Below are 17,466 nucleotides of genomic sequence, written 5' to 3'. Positions count from 1 at the left end.
TTGACGAAGCAGAACGATGCTGCGTTGAAGATTTGAAGGATACAGTGAACGCTTAATGTCGTCAACTTAAGGATCAATCTTCGTCTCTAGGCAAATCGTCACCCTCCGCTTTCGCGGAGGGTGACGTTCTTTCGAAACCGTGAGTTCCTCGAAACCTCATCTTTCCCTTAATTTGACGCCATTAAGTGAACGCTTGCGTTCGCATTTGTCTCATTTCTGTAATTTGAGCCTATTATCTTTACCCTAGTTTTTTCGTCAAGTCTGCGAGTACTCTACTGCCAGTACAAAACATGGCCACTTTTAACTCGTATTCTATTGTCTGCATGCACAAACTGACTTGCGCTGATGACTTTAGTGCTGCTTCGAGTAAAGGTCTTGCATAGCCCACAGTTGTTGCTCCAAGAGCAAAAAGCTTAGCGGCATTTAAACCATTAGTAACTCCGCCAGATCCCCAAATTTCGTAAGAGGGTTTGAGTTCCATGGCAAGTCTGACTGAAGTTGCAGTGTCAATTCCCCAGTTTCGAAAAGTTATGGCTGCCTGTTGTCGAATTGGATCATGAATTGCCCTGTGTCCTTCAATTCTCCCCCAGTGTGTTCCACCTAAGCCTCCTACATCAATTGCGGCAATACCAATATCATTTAAGCGTATCATGGTTTCACGTGAAAAACCGCAGCCTGTTTCTTTAACTATAATTGGCAATGGCAAATTTTTTACCAGATTTGTCAATGCATTCCAGCAACCTTTGTATGTTGTTGTTCCCTCAGGCTGCATACATTCTTGCAAGGGATTACAATGAATAATTAATGCATTCGCCTGTAAGGCATCAGTTAAGCGTAGAATGTCTGTAATCGATGTTTCAATTAATTGGGCTATCCCTAAATTGCTGTATAAGTGTACCTCTGGAAAATCTTGACGTAAATGTTGCCATTCAAAGGCTGCTTTAGGATCAGTAAGTTCGCGTCTTTGCGAGCCTACACCCATTGCCCAATCATTTTGTGCACAGGCCTCAATAAGGTTTCGATTGATGTGTTTTGCACGACGATGTCCTGCGGTCATGGAACTAATAAGAAAAGGCTTTTTAACTGCCTGACCAAATCGAGTCCCTTCAATAGAGACATCATCAAAATTCAAATCAGGAAGCGCTTCATGTACCAAATCAATATTATCTAAAGTACTTAAATCAGTAGTTTGATTTTCAGGCATTAAGGCTAACTTAATATGATCTTGTTTACGTTGTTCAAACTGCTCGTAGTTATTGGTCATAGATTTTATAATTGACTTAGCGTAGGCAAACTGGCTGTATTCACTATTCTATATCCTTAGAGTTCTATTTTCCACCTAGTCTGTGAAGTTAACTAACGTGAGTTATGGATAAGCGATCAGATCATTATCTCGAACGGAACTAGGGTGTCAACACACCTCGATTTCGACTCGATTTTATAGAATCTTTATCTATAACTGATGTTTTTTTAATGACAGTAGATTTATTTGGAGGTGTTTAGTTCAACCCAAGCAGCATAGGCCTCTATGAATTTTTTAATAAATTTTAAAGTTTCTTCCTTTTTGATTTTTCCTTGGCTATCAAATAAATCTCCAGCCCCTCCAATGTATGTTTCTGGTTGTTGTAAGATGGGGATATCTAAAAATACAAAAGATTGTCGTAAATGATGATTAGCACCAAATCCACCAATAGCTCCAGGAGAAACGCTGATTACTGCACCAGGTTTTTTCCCCCAAACACTTTGGCCATAAGGACGGGAGCCTACATCAATTGCATTTTTCAGTACCCCAGGAACAGAGCGATTGTATTCAGGGGTGACAAATAGCACTCCTTGGCATGCTTTTATGTGCTCACGAAACTGTGTCCAAGCAACTGGCGGTCTATTTTCATCATCCAAGTCTTGATTGTATAAAGGTAAATTACCAATCTCAATAATTTGTAGTTTTAAGGAGGAGGGGGATAGAGAAATGAGCTGATGCGCCATTTTTCGATTGAAGGATTCTTTGCGTAAACTTCCAACGATAACTGCAATTTCTTTAACCATAATACGATTCCTTGTATTTTAGCTGTTACTACAGGTACGCTTATTATTTATAAAAACATGATAAACAAGTTTGATGTTACTAACAACCAATCGATGCTGTTATTTATTTAGGGAAGAATAATAACTTTTTGCTGGAAAACCCTATCCCAGAAATAACATTGTATTAAAGCAAATAGGGTTTTAATAAATATATTAGGCTACTACTTCAACTTCTTCAGCTTGCGGACCTTTTTGTCCGTTACTTGGCTTGAACATTACTGTTGCACCTTCTGCAAGAGTTTTAAACCCGGTGCCTAGAATTGCACTGAAATGAACAAAATAATCTTTACCGCCACTTTCTAAAAAACCGAAACCTTTGGACTCATTAAACCACTTTACTGTACCGCGAATTTTTTCTGACATGTTAATTTCCTAAATTGTAACTACCACATTGTAGCATTATTTTATTAATTGTGCTGTTTTTTTCTCAAATTTTTTTTATTTTTTTGCAAAACAGCAATAATGCGTTGCTATCATAGATCATTTTGTTTAAAAATTCTAATACATTACACATAATTCGTAATGTATGCCAAAAACTGTAAATTATCCTGATGGAATTGAGGAAAATAAAGGGCATTATTAATGCTACTGCTCCCTTATAAGAGTTTGGTTGCAGGAACTTCAATGAGTTCCAATCCATCTTCTCTTTTTAGGAATGTGAAAATAATTCCTGAAAGAAAAGTAAGCGCCCCCAGAGCAACAAAAGTGTCATGGAAGATTTTAACCGAAAAATTAGGATGCACCGAGTATTTATAGGTGAAAAAGCTGACCAATATTGCCGAAATAGCGACGCCAAAACTTTGGGATAATTGCTGGATGGTGCTTATAATACTGGTGGCTGCACTCATGTCATTTTCTTTAATGTTCGCATACGCAAGTGAATTCATACCGGTATACTGCAATGAAACCAGGAACCCATAAGTAAACGTTAAAATTCCAATATCGTAAATAGAAGAGCTCGAGTTAATTGAAAAAAAAGACAAAAGAGATAGACTCACAAGGCATGTATTAATTATTAATAAATTTTTATAGCCAAGCCAACGCAGTATAGGAACGGATAAAGGTTTTACTAAAAATACACCTAATGCTACGGGGGTGAGCAATAAGCCGGATAGGCTTGGTGAGTAGCCTAAGGTGATTTGTAATAGTAAGGGTAATAAAAAAGGAACGCCACCAAAACTTAAGCGCGTTAATAGATTTCCTATTACTGAAATACAAAAAGTACGGGTATGTAAAAGTTCTACCTGAACAATAGGATGCTTTCTTTTGTAAGAATGTTTGATATATCCACCCAATAACAAAAGCGCGATAAGTAACATCATGGATGTTTGCGTCAATGTTACATTGGATTCACTGATCATGGATAAACCAAAAGTTAGAGTAGCTAGTCCGCTGCCAAATAGGACAAATCCTAATTTATCCAAAGGAGGGATCTGGCGAGGAGCTAGATAAGGTAATAATTTGCTTGCTAAACCTATTGTGAGTATTCCTACAGGAATATTGACCCAAAAAATCCAACGCCAAGAAAAACGAGAAGTAATTATTCCTCCTAATAATGGCCCTAGCATCATTCCTACCGAGGCAACCATAATTACCATGGTCATTTTTGTAATTAATTCATGTCGCTCGCAGGTTCGCAAAATAATCAAACGTCCGATAGGTACCGTAAATGATCCACCTATACCCTGAACGATGCGAGCACAAATTAATTCCTCTAAGTTATTTGTAAATCCGCACCAAATGGAACTTAAAGTGAATACAGTTAGAGCAATTATGAAAACTATTTTTATACCAAATTTATCTGCTATCCAACCACTAATAGGAATAAAGATTGCTAAGCTCAAAAGATAGCTGATAAGCGCTAATTTCAAATCTATAGGATCCACACTCAGACTTTGGGCCATCACAGGAATTGCTGTGTTAATAATGGTGGTATCTACCGCTTCCATGAACATGGCCAGTGCAACAGTAAATAGGATAAGGTTTTTACTCATGGTGCCGGTACCAGTAGATTAATTGGGATGAATCATATCTATATATTGTAGCCTGTGCTGTGTTGTAGCTACAATAATTTTTGTAAATTACTGCTCAAGTAGTAAACTTTTCAATCCAGCCAAATGAGTTTTCGCTAAATGTTTCGATTGTTCTTCAGAACGTTCTACGTTTTTACCGAACCATTCAAGGTGCTCCGCGGGAAGTTCATCTAAAAATCTGCTTGGCAAACAGTCTTGTACTTCACCGGCGCGACGTCTTTGTTTGGCTAAAGTAAAGCATAAGCCTTTTTGTGCGCGAGTAATACCCACATAGGCAAGTCGTCTTTCTTCTTCGATTTGGTCTTCATCAATACTGACTCGATGTGGCAATAATTCCTCTTCCATACCTACTAAGTAAACATAAGGAAATTCTAATCCTTTTGATGCATGTAACGTCATGAGTTGTAAGGCATCATTTTCTTGTTTCTCGGCTTGATCGAGAATATCAATTAAAATGAGTTTATTAATTACTTCAGCTAAGGTTTGCTCTGGATTTTTGGTTAATAGGCGCTCAATCCATTCTAATAATTCCCAAACATTATCCATTTTTTTTTGTGCCCTAGCGGGGGTGTCGCAGAGTTCATAAATATAAGCCTCATAATTACTGGCCTCTACCATTTGTTTGAGATGTTCCACTATAGAACCGGTAGTGACTCGTAGTTTTATTTCTTCCAGCCATGATTTAAAAGTAAGTAAAGCGGCCCGTGGTTTTTCAGCAATATGCTCACTAAGTGCAAGATGATCCGATGCAGTATAAAGACTTATTCCTTTATTTTGTGCATAATGACCTAAAGCATCAAGGCTTGTTTCGCCTATGCCTCGTTTAGGTGTATTGATGATTCGCAAAAATGCGGCATCATCTGACGTGTTACATAATAATTTCAAGTAGGCAAAGATATCTTTTACTTCTGCTTTAGCAAACCAAGATTGGCCGCCACTAATTTGATAAGGGATTCCATAATGGCGAAGTACTTTTTCAAAAATACGGGATTGATGATTGCCACGGTATAATAATGCGTAATCCCCATATTGGGTTCTAGCACGTATTTTATGACTAATTAGATCAGCAACGACTTGTTCCGCTTCATCGTGTTCATCTTTACAACGAATAACTCTTAATAATTCACCATGGCCGAACTCGCTCCATAATTTTTTTTCAAATAAATGTGTGTTATTCGCGATAAGATGATTTGCGGTATGTAAAATAATATTGGTTGAACGATAATTTTGTTCTAATTTTATTATCTTTAATTGCGGATAATCCTGCTGTAATTGTTTTAAATTTTCAGGTTTTGCTCCTCTCCAGGCATAAATTGACTGGTCGTCATCACCTACAACAGTAAAGTGCGCTCGTATTCCAGTTAATTTTTTTACCAATAAGTATTGGCTTGTGTTTGAATCTTGATATTCATCAACTAATAAATGACGAATCTTATTTTGCCAATAGGTTGATACTGAAGTGTGTTCACTTAAAAGATTTACAGGGAGACGAATCAAATCATCAAAATCTACAGCATTATATGCTTTAAGCGCCTGTTGGTACCGTGGATAAAGCAAAGCAGCTTCTTCATAATAGGGAACATCATAGGAATTATTCATGATGTGTTCTGGGGTAAGTAGATCATTTTTCCAACGTGAAATACGTTGTTGAATTTGAAGGATGAATTCTCGCTCTGTAGCTTTATTCGCGGGTAAAAAACCACGCAAGATTTGTACGCAATCTTCACTGTCAAAAATAGAAAAGCCCTTTTTTAAATCGCATAAGTCAAGGTGGCGTTTGATAATACTTAGGCCTAAAGTATGGAAGGTTGCTACTTTTAAACCTCTTCGAGTCGCTGGGGGTAGAACGGCTGCAACGCGAGCACGCATTTCATTGGCTGCTTTATTGGTAAAAGTTACTGCACATACCGTATTGGCGGCATAGCCGCATGTATTAATTAAATAAGCTATTTTTTGCGTGATAACTCGTGTTTTACCGCTTCCAGCTCCAGCAAGAACTAATAAAGGTCCGTCTATATGACGTACTGCTGCCATTTGTTGGCTGTTCAACATACTAAAGGCTTCTCACTCAAAAAAGAGCGATTATTGCCCGCATAGGTATTAGGAATCAACTATTAATTAGTAGAACGTTCTACATCAAACTCTTCTTCAGTGTCTATTTCAATAAATTCGGGTTTGGTTTCAGGTTCTTCAGATTCTTTAATACCAAAAACAACTTTGTCTATAGTTTTAAATAAGGGGGCGAGTATGTTTTTATCAATCATGATTTCATCCTTAAAATTTTAGTGTGGGTTTTAAAAGCATAGTTCAAAATCATTTTTTCTCCAGGAAAATTACAAAAAAATTATGTTATACTTCAGAATGTCATTGCCCCTTAGTGGTTGCCGTAATTTTTTAGAGTTCGTTTATGAAACAATCCGATTCCTTGCAACGCTTTATCTTTGAACATGCAAATATTCGTGGTGAAATCGTTCACATCGAAGAGACTTATCAAACCATTATGAATCAACGAAACTATCCTCCAATGGTTAAAAACTTATTGGGAGAAGCACTAGTTTCATGTTTGCTTTTAGCTTCCAGTATCAAATTCCAGGGGAGTTTAAATTTACAGTTCCAAGGAGATAAACGACTTCCATTACTATTAGTCCAATGCGATCATGAGCTCAATGTGAGAGCTTTTGCTCAATTTATTGAAGATCTAGAAACAAAAGAGTATGCAAGTGCATTTCTTGAAGGACAAATGGTTCTAACTATTAATCAAAATAATCAAACCAATGCTTACCTAAGTATGGTTCCTATTCAATCCACATCTATGAGTGAAAATTTAATGAATTATTTTGCTCAATCGGAGCAAATTTCTACTCGCGTGTGGTTAGCAGTGAATGAAAATGCTGCTGCAGGAATGTTGCTGCAGTTAATGCCCGGCCAAGATACGCAACATAGAGAGCAATTTTGGGAATATGCGGTACATCTGGGTCAAACAGTGAGTGAGCACGAATTACTGACTTTGGATAATGAAACATTACTGTACCGACTTTATCATGAAACGGAAATAAGAATATTTGACCGTCGTAAAACGCGTTTTAAGTGTCGCTGTAGTCTTGATAAAATGAAGCAAGTACTTACTGTATTAGGTGAAAAGGATGCAAAAGAATTACTAAAAGAACAGGGTGAAGTATCTATTCGTTGTGATTTTTGCAATCAGAAATATACTTTTGATCCTATAGATATCACCATGTTATTTCATAAAGGATAATCCACGCCTGGGAATGGTTCTCCCAGGCTTAGTTGTTTATTGTAAACGTATCTTGATGGAAGATAAACTATTAGGCGTTCCTTGAATAATTTCAACGCATTCACCTCGCATGGCTTGTAATATTTGCTGTAAGATTAGAAATTGCTCGCTTAATTGAAAATATATATTTTCAGAATGTCTTCCTTCTAATTCTCCAACAGTCAAATAAGCTGCTTGTCCCATCTCGGAAAAATACTCAAGACTGACATGCCTCTTTTTGGCAATTCCAGGAAAAAGACCACAAAATAATAAGCTTTTATCTCCCACATCGCGCAGTAATTCCATTTGCAGTGTTCGTGGCCTATGCATGGACTCTAGGAAATCGAGTGCAACTATGGATTCAATTAATTTAGGTCCTTGAGAAAAACGCATTAACAGAAATACTAAATAACTTTCTGTGTTTTCACTCAAAATAAGCTGAGTCGCAGCTTGTGCCTCGTTAACTAATGCATGCCATTGGCTAATATCAGTGGGATGTAAAATTAGCTGTTTCATAATTACTCCCTATTTTTAACCCCTCATTTTTATTTTAGCAGTTAAAAAATAATTAGCAGGTTCTCACAAGGTTAGTTAAGAGTGAATCATTATGGTTTGTAGTTTTAAGTAAGTTCTAAATGGGATCGGTTTGATATAAAAAAACATTTTATTTTTTATATCGAACTCCCATTGTATGATTTTTATTTCGGACCTGTTTTGGCTTACTCAAGCACGAAAGCAATTTTGCTATACTAAAATACAAGAATCAGATAGGTTTTGATGTTCTATTGAGGTATAATGTCAAATCTATGTACAAGTACTTGCTTTTTCCTTCAAAGGTTATTTTATGATTGATCAGATTCGCAACATTGCCATCATCGCGCATGTTGACCATGGTAAAACCACTCTAGTTGATAAGTTACTACAGCAAACCGGTACTCTAAATGAGAGAGCACCTAAGGTTGAACGGGTAATGGATTCTAATGCCTTAGAAAAGGAACGAGGCATTACTATTCTTGCGAAAAATACATGCGTCTATTGGAAAAATCATCAAATTAATATTGTGGATACCCCAGGACATGCCGATTTTGGTGGCGAAGTGGAACGTATTTTATCCATGGTTGACAGTGTATTATTGCTGGTAGATGCAGTAGATGGTCCTATGCCACAGACTCGTTTTGTGACGCAAAAAGCTTTTGCACGCGGATTAAATCCTATTGTTGTCATTAATAAAATTGACCGCCCAGGTGCTAGACCTCATTGGGTTATGGATCAAGTTTTTGATTTGTTTGATAATTTAGGCGCCACTGATGAGCAATTGGATTTTCCTGTTGTTTATACTTCCGCTTTAAATGGTTATGCAAAGTTTCATTTAGAAGATGAAGCCACGGATATGAGTGCTTTATTGCAGACAATTATTGATAAAGTGGAAGCGCCTCAAGTAGATGCTACGGGGCCTTTTCAGATGCAAATCAGCTCATTAGATTACTCATCTTATGTGGGTACTATTGGAATAGGACGAATCACGCGTGGGCAAATTAAAGCAAAATCGGCAGTAAAGATTATTGATAAAGAGGGTAATATCCGTTCGGGTCGTTTATTACAATTATTAGGATTTAAAGGCCTTGAGCGTGTCGAAGTTGAGGAAGCAAATGCGGGAAATATCATCGCAATTACGGGGATTGAAGGACTTAAAATTTCTGATACGATTTGTGATCTTAGCGTCGTTGAAGCATTACCTGTGCTATCGGTTGATGAACCAACCATCAGTATGACTTTTCAAGTCAATGACTCACCGTTTGCAGGTCAAGAAGGCAAATTTGTGACTTCACGAAAAATTCGTGAGCGTCTGGAAACTGAGTTGTTGCATAATGTTGCTTTGCGTGTTGACGATTGTGATGATCCAGATAAGTTTAAAGTTTCTGGGCGTGGTGAATTACATTTAGCCATTCTTATTGAGACCATGCGACGTGAAGGTTATGAGTTAGCGATAAGTAAACCTGAAGTGATTATTCGTGAAATTGATGGAGAGCAACAAGAGCCTTATGAACATCTCACGGTAGACGTTGAAGAACATCACCAAGGTACTATTATGGAAAAATTAGGTGAACGACGAGGCGAATTACAAAATATGGTCCCGGATGGAAAAGGACGTGTACGCCTTGATTATATGATTCCTACGCGAGGTCTTATTGGGTTTCATAATGAATTTTTGTCGTCTACTTCAGGTACTGGTTTAATGTATCATGTTTATGATCATTATGGGCCCGCGATTAAAGGACGTATTGGCAAACGAACCAATGGTGTATTAATTGCTAATTGCCAAGGTATGGCACGTGCTTTTGCTCTGTTTAATTTACAAGACCGTGGACGGCTATTTGTTGAACCCCAAACAGTATGTTATGAAGGAATGATTGTTGGAATTCATTCTCGTGATAATGATTTAGTGGTCAATGTAACTAAAGAAAAACAATTAACGAATATTCGCGCTTCAGGTTCAGACGAAAATATCATCTTAACACCTGCAGTAAAATTAACTTTAGAGCAAGCACTGGAATTTATAGATGATGATGAGTTAGTAGAAGTAACTCCTGATTCTATTCGCTTAAGAAAAAAATCATTGAAAGAACATGAACGAAAAAAAGCATCAAGATCAGCAAATATCGAAGAATAATTATTCATTTAAACGGATTATATTGTTTGCGCGTCAGCACCGAGCCAATCAAGGAGTCAGTGAGAGTTTATATCGTTTAATTGATTTTCTGAAAAAGCAAGACGTGCACGTCTATCAGGATATTGATACGGCTACAGGATTTGGCGTGGAATTACCCATATTAGCTCGAGAAAATATGGGCGAAAAACAGGATTTAATTATTGTTATCGGTGGTGATGGCAGTTTGCTCTCAGCTGCGCGCATGGCCATTAAAGTAGATACCCCAGTCATTGGGATCAATAGAGGACGGTTAGGGTTTCTCACTGATATTTTGCCTAATGAACTTGAAACCCAATTAAGTGCTGTTTTAGAAGGGCATTATAAAGAGGAAAAACGCTTTCTGTTGCATACACGTATTTATGATGAAGATCATATCTATTTTGAAGGAGATGCACTTAATGATGTCGTTTTAGGACGTGGCAAAGAAACTCATTTGATTGAGTTTTCAGTATATGTCAATCAACAATTAGTCAGCCATTATCGTTCTGATGGTATGATTTTATCGACTCCTACAGGCTCCACGGCGTATGCTTTATCTGCGGGAGGTCCAATTATGCATCCGCAACTCAATGCTATTGTTCTTGTACCTATGTTTTCTCACAGTTTGAGTTCTCGTCCTATAGTAATTGATGGGGAGTCGCAAATAGAGCTGCATATCAGTCAATTTAACGAAACTGATTTGCGAGTGAGTTGTGATGGTCATGAGTCTCGAATGGTAAAACCTGGGCAAAAAGTGGCTATTCAAAAAAACCGCCACCACTTACGTCTGCTTCACCCTCTTGATTATCATTATTATGATACATTACGATCGAAACTTGGTTGGGAATCCAAACATCAAGGATAGAACATGCTAACAACTTTGTGCATCAAACAATTTGCAATTGTGCACCATTTGGAGTTAGATTTTACTCAGGGAATGTCTGCGTTTACGGGTGAAACCGGTGCAGGTAAATCCATTATGATCGATGCGTTGATGCTCGCTTTAGGAGAGAGGGCAGATGCTTCAGTGATTCGTCCTGGCCAAGAAAAATGCGATATCACGGCGGGTTTTTTTGTGGGTCGTGATTCTGAACCGGCGCAATGGCTTGCTGCTCATGATATCTCTTGTGATGATGGTGATATTTATTTACGTCGTGTTATTTATGCTGAGGGACGTTCTAAATCGTACATTAATGGACAACCTTTTCCGCTGCAAAAAGTAAAAGAATTAAGTGAAAAATTAGTACATATTCACGGACAGCATCAGCACCAAGCGCTGATGCAACATGCCACGCATCGGCAGCAACTGGATCAATATGGAAAAAATCAACCCTTACTTGAAGAAGTAGCCCAACTTTACAAACAATGTCAAAAACTTCAACAAGAAATAGAGCTGTTACAAAGTCGAGAGCAACAAGCAGATAAAGTCGCGTTACTGCAATTTCAAATTGATGAGTTAGCTGCATTAAACCTCCAGGAGCATGAAATTGAAACCTTGCACCAAGAACATCAGATGTTGCACCATGCCAAAGAATATTTACATAACTGCCAACAAATACATGGATTATTAAATGCGGATGATGAGCCCAATGTTTGTTCGAGTCTAAACCAAGTTTTACATCTGCTTAGCCAATTGCCTCAAGAGCAAATCCAAATCAAAAATGTTCAAGAGTTGATTAATGGTGCTTTGATTCAATGTGAAGAAGCGATTGATGAAATGCACCAATTTTCTGAACGTGTTCATCTCGATCCCGATCGATTATATGAGATAGAAACACGGATGAGCAGCATTCATCAGCTTGCACGTAAATATCATGTTGATAGTAGCCAGTTACCTACTCATGCACAGCATTTGCAAAATGAACTCGAAAACTTGCACGATAATGAGCGTCAATTAACTCAATTACAAATACAGTATCGCCAATCGGTTAGTGCCTATGAAACGGCTGCTTTAAAATTGAGAGAGATAAGACAAAAACAGGCTAAAAAATTGGCGCAGGAAATTACTCTAAGTATCCAACAATTGGGTATGCCTAAGGGAAAAGTGGAAATTTCACTAATCCCACTAGAAAAAATGCAAGTGCATGGAATGGATAAAGTGGAATATAAAGTCTGTACCAACCCTGGAATGGAGCTTGATTCGCTTAGTAAAATTGCCTCTGGAGGAGAGCTTTCCCGAATTGGTTTGTCGATTCAAATGATTACTGCCCAACAAGGTACAACCCCCACTTTATTATTTGATGAGGTGGATGTTGGCATTGGGGGAGCTACTGCTGCATTGGTAGGGCAAATGCTTCGTAAACTCGGCGAGCGTTTACAAGTCTTTTGCGTGACTCATCAGCCCCAAGTTGCTGCTGCAGCGCACAATCATTTTATGGTGGAAAAGCAAAGCGACAATAAGGAGACATTTACGCGCATTAGCTTACTGCAACAGGCTGAGAAAATTGATGAAATTGCACGTATGCTTGGTGGATTAAAAATTACAGAACAAACACGTTCCCATGCTCAAGAGTTATTAATGCAAAGTAATTAACTTGCTGTAATCGTTGACGGATACTTTCTTCTCCTTTTATGTCTGATAGTGTATTGAAAAAACAAAAATAGATCACTTTGGTGTATAATCGCCCCGCAAAGATTTTAAAACATCCAATAAGGCTTATAAAATACCACTATGGCAATATAAAAATCTAATTAGACTATTATAGCGAGAGAACTATTCCATGCGATCACGATTTATCATTTCAAAAGATTCTGTAACACAACTTCAGGAACTGATGTTGCAATGTTTACTCCTGAGCAAGACCCAAGTCTCATTGTACGAATCACAGGATTCACATAATTTTGAATTCGGTTATTCATCTTCAAAGAATAACTTATTGAATCAACCCATGCTCTCGTTTTCAAATCTATTAACAAAATGGGATGAGCTTTTACTTAATAAGAAGATAAATGAGCAAATTCATGACGAACCAAAGATGGCGCATCATGTGCGTACAGTAAATCACAAAGCAATTTCTTTATTAGCAGGTACGATGACCAGAATGGTAAATGAAGCCTATTCAGAGTTTGCTGAAACAGTCAATGAACGCCTAGATAAAGGTGAATCTATTCAAGCGATTACCAAAGAATTAATACAGTTATCCAGCTATCAAAGTGAGTATATTCGTAATGAGCTTTTAAAACGACTGGATACAGCTTCTTGTCGGCTATTATTTGAACGCTTCGTATTACTTGCTAATGAACTGACTGAAATGGGAAATTATTTTAGTGCACAAGCAGTGTACCAAGCCTTTGTTTATTCAGATATACAAAAACTATTTGATAAGAAAGACTGGTGTGGACTTTCTCCGCAAATAAAAATCATATTACACCACTTAGAGTCATTGTATGGTCCTGGTGAAACAAGCAGAAACAATCTTGCTCGTTTGTTAGAACGACCAAATCCTTATAAATTACCAGTGATTAATCGCATTACCACCAAGTTCGAACTGACAATTGCTGGTAGAGATGAAAATTTAAAATTAAAAAAAATCCGTCTTGAAGAACAGTTGCATACTATTCAGCGAAACAAAACAAGTACTGAAAACAATGAGAATGAACCATCTAAAGAAGTTGTTCAAACTCAAATTTCACTACAGCAGAATGAAAATCAAGACTTGGTTTATGGTAAAATAGAAGACAGCACCATACAGGGTCTATATGCGGGTATTGAAAAAGAAATTGATGAAATTAATCTACAACGTACCCAGCTTCATTTGTCTCGTGTTCAATTTATAAATGAAGAGCTCAGGCACCATTTATCACTTTTTAATAATCAGGATTTAGAATTTTCTAAAACTTTAAAGCATGAAATCGTTAATGAACAGGTCACATTTTATTTATTCAATCAAAAATTATTGAGTGATTTAAATCAAATCTTAAAGAACTGTGAGAATAAGTTACAGTTTATTTTAACGGATAAAAAGGGTAATGTCGAAGAGCAATGCAAAAAACTGTTACGAGAGAGTTATCAGCAACTAAAGCTCATTGTTGAAGAGGGAAATCTTTCTGCACCCCAATGTGTGGAAGCAGTTCGTAGGTTTTGTAAGGAATTTAAGCGAGCCTTGACAGATCAAGAGAATACCTACTCATATCAAGATGGTTGCCAATCGTTGCTTGAAGAGTTAAGTGTCTTAGCCAATCAGATTAGTAAGGAACAAAAACAATATGAACGCAATTTAATGCGTCGTTCCAAGAATCAATTGTCTCATACTGATTTTTTTGATCGAATGGTTTTGATAGAGCATATACAGGATCAACTGTATCTCTTGCCTGGAAAATATTTGGATCGTCTGTTGAAGATTCAATCCAATTGTTTATTTGAACTGAAACAATTGGATAATAAAAGTCATAATGAGCAAAAGAATACCACTTTTTGGGGCCAAAAACTATTAAATGACTTTGAGAGGCAGCGTAAAATATTTAAAAATCTATTAGCTTGCCTTGCTCAAGTGATTCAAACGTTAGTAACGGCAATGGAGCATTATGCCATTAATAAGTATTGCCATGCTGAAATGAATCGTTTGATGGTCGAATTTTGCTTTTGTGAGCACTCTTCAAGATTGCCAAAGAAAGAGTTGGATCACTTACTTTCTTTAGTACAAGGTGTGAGATCATCTGTTGATCAACAGACCCAGAATGAAGAATATAGGCATGTCCAAATGCATCTTGGTAGGGTCTTTGATGAAATGCTATCCTATGCCCAGGATCTACAGAGTAAAGATCCTAAAGGATTGGAATTTAGCCAAATGCGTGCTGTTTTGTTGGCTTTGACTTCACCTGCTTGTGGGGCGGTTCAAACCAAAATTGTATACCTTGAGAACTTGTTATCTGCTCCTGTATCTGTTCCTGATCGGATTGAGAAAACGGTAAATAAAACCTTATATCAACTATTTGATAAGTCTTCTCTTCAGAAGGAAACAAAAAAATCCAAATTTGTAACGCTGCTTTTAGAATATTATGACACATTGAAAAATTTACAGGAATATGAGTTGGATCAACATCAATCACAAGAAAGTTTCTTCATATAATATAATACAGTTCAATATTATAAAACTATTCCCTAATATCAAAAGTTGAAGCTGCAAATTAGAACGAAGGTTCCCTTTCTCTCTTAAGAAAAGGGTATTATTGGATGTAAAGGTATATGCTATTATGAAATCTAATTTATTATTAGTATCATGGTGAAATATCAAGGTGAACTAATTGATAATATTGAACTTAACGTTAGTAAATCCCGAGTTCATATTGACAAAGGAAATACTCAATTAGCCCAAGCAGTTAAACGAAGTGATAAAAGTAGTTTTTGTATTTTATTTGAATCATGTGATGCAGAGTAGTTTGCTCATCTCCACTTGATTAAAGTAGAGATGAGCGTAGAGGGGCCTCCAAGAATTTATACAAGTGCGTTAACACGTTCAGACAAGTCTTCAACAAACTCTTGTGTTGTTGTTTTCTCATCTTTAGAGAGGGCAAATAATCGATGTTGATTATAGACAGGATTGTTTTTGGCAGTAGTAAGTATCTCGTTTAATGTCTCACTATTAGATGCTTTTGCACGAACTTTACCTTTTAGTTCTTTAAGTGCGTCGCTCTTATCATCAGCCAAGGCAGTACCAATTTTGACTTGATTTAAGTGTTTTCTCGAATATTTATCAATTAAGTACGCGGTATGCTCTACTTTCCATTCTTGTGAAGGATGTTTTGTATGTGTAGGTAATACCACTTTCGTCTCTTCTTGTACTCCTAGCTGTTTATTCCATGCTTGCGTCAAAGTGAGCGTTTTGCGTGAACCTTGGGCATCAGATGTTGCGTTAAGTTTACTGGCCAGATAATCCCAAATCGCTGCTAGAGCGTATAAAGGCGATGCTATGACTTTTAGAAGACGAGTAGGGATGTCTGTATCAGACTCATTTTCTGCGTCTCCTGCTAAACGCTCTTTCAATAGCGTTGCTGTTTTCTTAACGTCCTGCGAAGACTTCTCTTCATGGCCAGCAAAATAATGAGCATCTTCAAAACCTTCACTGATAATTCCCACCAGGGCGGATACAATTTGCGGGACACCGGGCATACGATCGGAAGTCACTGCGATACTGACTAGATGCCCTAAAAAGAGCAGGATTCGTAGCGGGGTAATGGTGAGTTTTAAAAGAAGGCGAAAGGGGTTAAAAATCTGGAGCCAATTTTCTGTATCTCGGACATGAGCGAGGTTTTCAGTAACTGACTCATAAATACTGCGAAATATGTTTTTATTAGAGCGGGTCGCCTCATCTACCATTTCTAGAGATTCGGCAGTATTTTGGATGTTAAAGAATATAGCGGATAATCCAGTGATGATTGGATTAATCACTCCCATAATAAAACTAGGCATCTTTTTCATCCATTCAAATAATGGACGTGCACTGGTCGCTATAGTCCACCAAGTACCTGCAGTACAAATCGTAAGTGCAACAGCTAGGCCTGCTAAAAAGAGAGCCATAGTAGTCATAAATACGTTACGGGCAGTCAAACCTTGGCTTAAATCATCACGAAGTTTGTTATACCATTTTTTAATGGTATCGTTGTTAATCAAATCAGTAATTGTATTGTAGGTCAGCATTCCGTAAGCTGCTCCAGCAATTACTGACATTGGAACAATAAAAATTGGCCAAAAAGCAAATGGAATTGCAGCAACTACTGGAATCACACTAAATGCTTCCACGAGAAGATAAGTACTGCCTAATCCCATAAACGCTGCTGCAAGAGCACTAAAACCTTTTACATAATTAAAGGTGGATTGGCGTTTTTCCAATTTTTCTTGCCATTCTTTTTGTTGGTGACTTGCAAGCCATTTGCGCAACTCCAAAGCATAGGCTGAAAGCTCTTCACTCTGCGCGTTTTTTGCAGGAAAGAGCTGTAATGCAAACCATTTTTCCATGTCTGCTAGCGTTTTTTCGATTTGCCTTTTTTGCTTTCTGCTTTCCTTATCAAGTTGTTTGTGCTTAAAAAGGCTAAGAAGCTGCAGTTGTTTTTCATAATCCTTGAAAAACTGAGGACAATCCGGATCGTCAGTATTTTCAGGGAAATTTTGTAATAAATACTCCTTAGCTAAATGATTTTCTAAGTAATTACTTTTAAATAATTTCTTAAAGGCACCTTTAATATTTTGTAAATAAATTTCACCTTCATAAGCCACTGAGAGGCCAAAAGTGGCACATGCTACTGACAAAGCGGGAATCAATGCATACATTCCACCAAAACTTAAAAAACCAAGAATTAAACTAGCTCCTGTGGTCAGAAGCGTTAGAAGCAGATAATAGGGAATTTTTTTTATAGGAAATTTTTTTTTATTGATTGCCATATATTTG

14 protein-coding genes are annotated in these 17,466 nt (G+C 37.3%); 6 read left to right on the top strand and 8 right to left on the bottom strand.

Annotated elements, in window-relative coordinates; translation table 11 throughout:
- Nucleotides 1-238 precede the first annotated feature (238 nt).
- The 6 genes from fni to Lgra_RS17980 all read right to left on the bottom strand — a co-directional run bounded on the left by fni (nt 239) and on the right by Lgra_RS17980 (nt 6,382).
- The gene (fni, locus tag Lgra_RS05180) at nt 239-1,264 is read right to left on the bottom strand and encodes a type 2 isopentenyl-diphosphate Delta-isomerase (RefSeq protein ID WP_058498212.1); all 1,026 of its coding nucleotides are present in this window, start codon (nt 1,262-1,264) and stop codon (nt 239-241) included.
- Nucleotides 1,265-1,485: 221 nt separating this feature from the next.
- Nucleotides 1,486-2,046, bottom strand: coding sequence for an NADPH-dependent FMN reductase (locus Lgra_RS05175; RefSeq protein ID WP_058498211.1), 561 nt, complete (start codon nt 2,044-2,046; stop codon nt 1,486-1,488).
- A 192-nt stretch (nt 2,047-2,238) separates the two neighbouring features.
- Entirely contained in the window at nt 2,239-2,448 is a 210-nt protein-coding gene (locus tag Lgra_RS05170; RefSeq protein ID WP_058498210.1) for a cold-shock protein, read from the bottom strand.
- Nucleotides 2,449-2,681: 233 nt separating this feature from the next.
- A complete protein-coding gene (locus Lgra_RS05165) occupies nt 2,682-4,079 on the bottom strand; it encodes a DHA2 family efflux MFS transporter permease subunit (RefSeq protein ID WP_058498209.1) in 1,398 nt (465 codons plus the stop codon).
- A gap of 87 nt (nt 4,080-4,166) precedes the next feature.
- Nucleotides 4,167-6,170 (bottom strand): UvrD-helicase domain-containing protein, encoded by a 2,004-nt coding sequence (locus tag Lgra_RS05160; RefSeq protein ID WP_058498208.1) that lies wholly within the window; start codon nt 6,168-6,170, stop codon nt 4,167-4,169.
- Between the two features lie 62 nt (nt 6,171-6,232).
- Complete coding sequence (locus Lgra_RS17980) at nt 6,233-6,382, bottom strand: hypothetical protein (protein WP_165482864.1); 150 nt, start codon at nt 6,380-6,382, stop codon at nt 6,233-6,235.
- 143 nt (nt 6,383-6,525) lie between these two features.
- On the opposite strand from Lgra_RS17980, the gene hslO reads away from it, so the two are divergent.
- Nucleotides 6,526-7,374, top strand: coding sequence for an Hsp33 family molecular chaperone HslO (hslO, locus tag Lgra_RS05155; RefSeq protein WP_058498207.1), 849 nt, complete (start codon nt 6,526-6,528; stop codon nt 7,372-7,374).
- Between the two features lie 36 nt (nt 7,375-7,410).
- On the opposite strand, the gene Lgra_RS05150 is transcribed toward hslO, so the two are convergent.
- Nucleotides 7,411-7,908 (bottom strand): hypothetical protein, encoded by a 498-nt coding sequence (locus Lgra_RS05150; RefSeq protein ID WP_058498206.1) that lies wholly within the window; start codon nt 7,906-7,908, stop codon nt 7,411-7,413.
- A gap of 328 nt (nt 7,909-8,236) precedes the next feature.
- On the opposite strand from Lgra_RS05150, the gene typA reads away from it, so the two are divergent.
- From typA to Lgra_RS17420, 5 genes are all read left to right on the top strand, one after another.
- Nucleotides 8,237-10,063, top strand: coding sequence for a translational GTPase TypA (gene typA / locus Lgra_RS05145; protein ID WP_058498205.1), 1,827 nt, complete (start codon nt 8,237-8,239; stop codon nt 10,061-10,063).
- A complete protein-coding gene (locus Lgra_RS05140) occupies nt 10,020-10,946 on the top strand; it encodes an NAD(+) kinase (RefSeq protein ID WP_058498204.1) in 927 nt (308 codons plus the stop codon). Before typA ends, Lgra_RS05140 begins: the two co-directional genes overlap by 44 nt.
- Nucleotides 10,947-10,949: 3 nt before the next feature.
- A complete protein-coding gene (gene recN / locus Lgra_RS05135) occupies nt 10,950-12,614 on the top strand; it encodes a DNA repair protein RecN (RefSeq protein WP_058498203.1) in 1,665 nt (554 codons plus the stop codon).
- 187 nt (nt 12,615-12,801) lie between these two features.
- Nucleotides 12,802-15,150 carry a RasGEF domain-containing protein gene (locus Lgra_RS18240; protein WP_238584365.1) on the top strand — a complete coding sequence of 783 codons (2,349 nt, stop codon included), beginning with the start codon at nt 12,802-12,804 and terminating at the stop codon, nt 15,148-15,150.
- Between the two features lie 150 nt (nt 15,151-15,300).
- Nucleotides 15,301-15,459 (top strand): SNARE domain-containing protein, encoded by a 159-nt coding sequence (locus Lgra_RS17420; protein ID WP_083502859.1) that lies wholly within the window; start codon nt 15,301-15,303, stop codon nt 15,457-15,459.
- 56 nt (nt 15,460-15,515) lie between these two features.
- On the opposite strand, the gene iroT is transcribed toward Lgra_RS17420, so the two are convergent.
- Complete coding sequence (iroT, locus tag Lgra_RS05120) at nt 15,516-17,459, bottom strand: T4SS effector ferrous iron transporter IroT/MavN (protein ID WP_058498202.1); 1,944 nt, start codon at nt 17,457-17,459, stop codon at nt 15,516-15,518.
- Nucleotides 17,460-17,466 lie beyond the last annotated feature (7 nt).

The organism is Legionella gratiana (assembly GCF_001467695.1).
In the GTDB taxonomy this organism is placed as follows: domain Bacteria; phylum Pseudomonadota; class Gammaproteobacteria; order Legionellales; family Legionellaceae; genus Legionella; species Legionella gratiana.
Note: the sequence above shows the minus strand (reverse complement) of the source record. Positions and strands in the feature narration are given on the sequence as shown.

Coding starts and splice junctions, on each gene's coding strand:
- iroT (WP_058498202.1), bottom strand. CDS start 17,459: ATGGCAATCAATAAAAAAAAATTTCCTATAAAAAAAATTCCCTATTAT.
- Lgra_RS05175 (WP_058498211.1), bottom strand. CDS start 2,046: ATGGTTAAAGAAATTGCAGTTATCGTTGGAAGTTTACGCAAAGAATCC.
- Lgra_RS05170 (WP_058498210.1), bottom strand. CDS start 2,448: ATGTCAGAAAAAATTCGCGGTACAGTAAAGTGGTTTAATGAGTCCAAA.
- hslO (WP_058498207.1), top strand. CDS start 6,526: ATGAAACAATCCGATTCCTTGCAACGCTTTATCTTTGAACATGCAAAT.
- Lgra_RS05150 (WP_058498206.1), bottom strand. CDS start 7,908: ATGAAACAGCTAATTTTACATCCCACTGATATTAGCCAATGGCATGCA.
- Lgra_RS17980 (WP_165482864.1), bottom strand. CDS start 6,382: ATGATTGATAAAAACATACTCGCCCCCTTATTTAAAACTATAGACAAA.
- fni (WP_058498212.1), bottom strand. CDS start 1,264: ATGACCAATAACTACGAGCAGTTTGAACAACGTAAACAAGATCATATT.
- Lgra_RS17420 (WP_083502859.1), top strand. CDS start 15,301: ATGGTGAAATATCAAGGTGAACTAATTGATAATATTGAACTTAACGTT.
- recN (WP_058498203.1), top strand. CDS start 10,950: ATGCTAACAACTTTGTGCATCAAACAATTTGCAATTGTGCACCATTTG.
- Lgra_RS05140 (WP_058498204.1), top strand. CDS start 10,020: ATGAACGAAAAAAAGCATCAAGATCAGCAAATATCGAAGAATAATTAT.
- typA (WP_058498205.1), top strand. CDS start 8,237: ATGATTGATCAGATTCGCAACATTGCCATCATCGCGCATGTTGACCAT.
- Lgra_RS18240 (WP_238584365.1), top strand. CDS start 12,802: ATGCGATCACGATTTATCATTTCAAAAGATTCTGTAACACAACTTCAG.
- Lgra_RS05165 (WP_058498209.1), bottom strand. CDS start 4,079: ATGAGTAAAAACCTTATCCTATTTACTGTTGCACTGGCCATGTTCATG.
- Lgra_RS05160 (WP_058498208.1), bottom strand. CDS start 6,170: ATGTTGAACAGCCAACAAATGGCAGCAGTACGTCATATAGACGGACCT.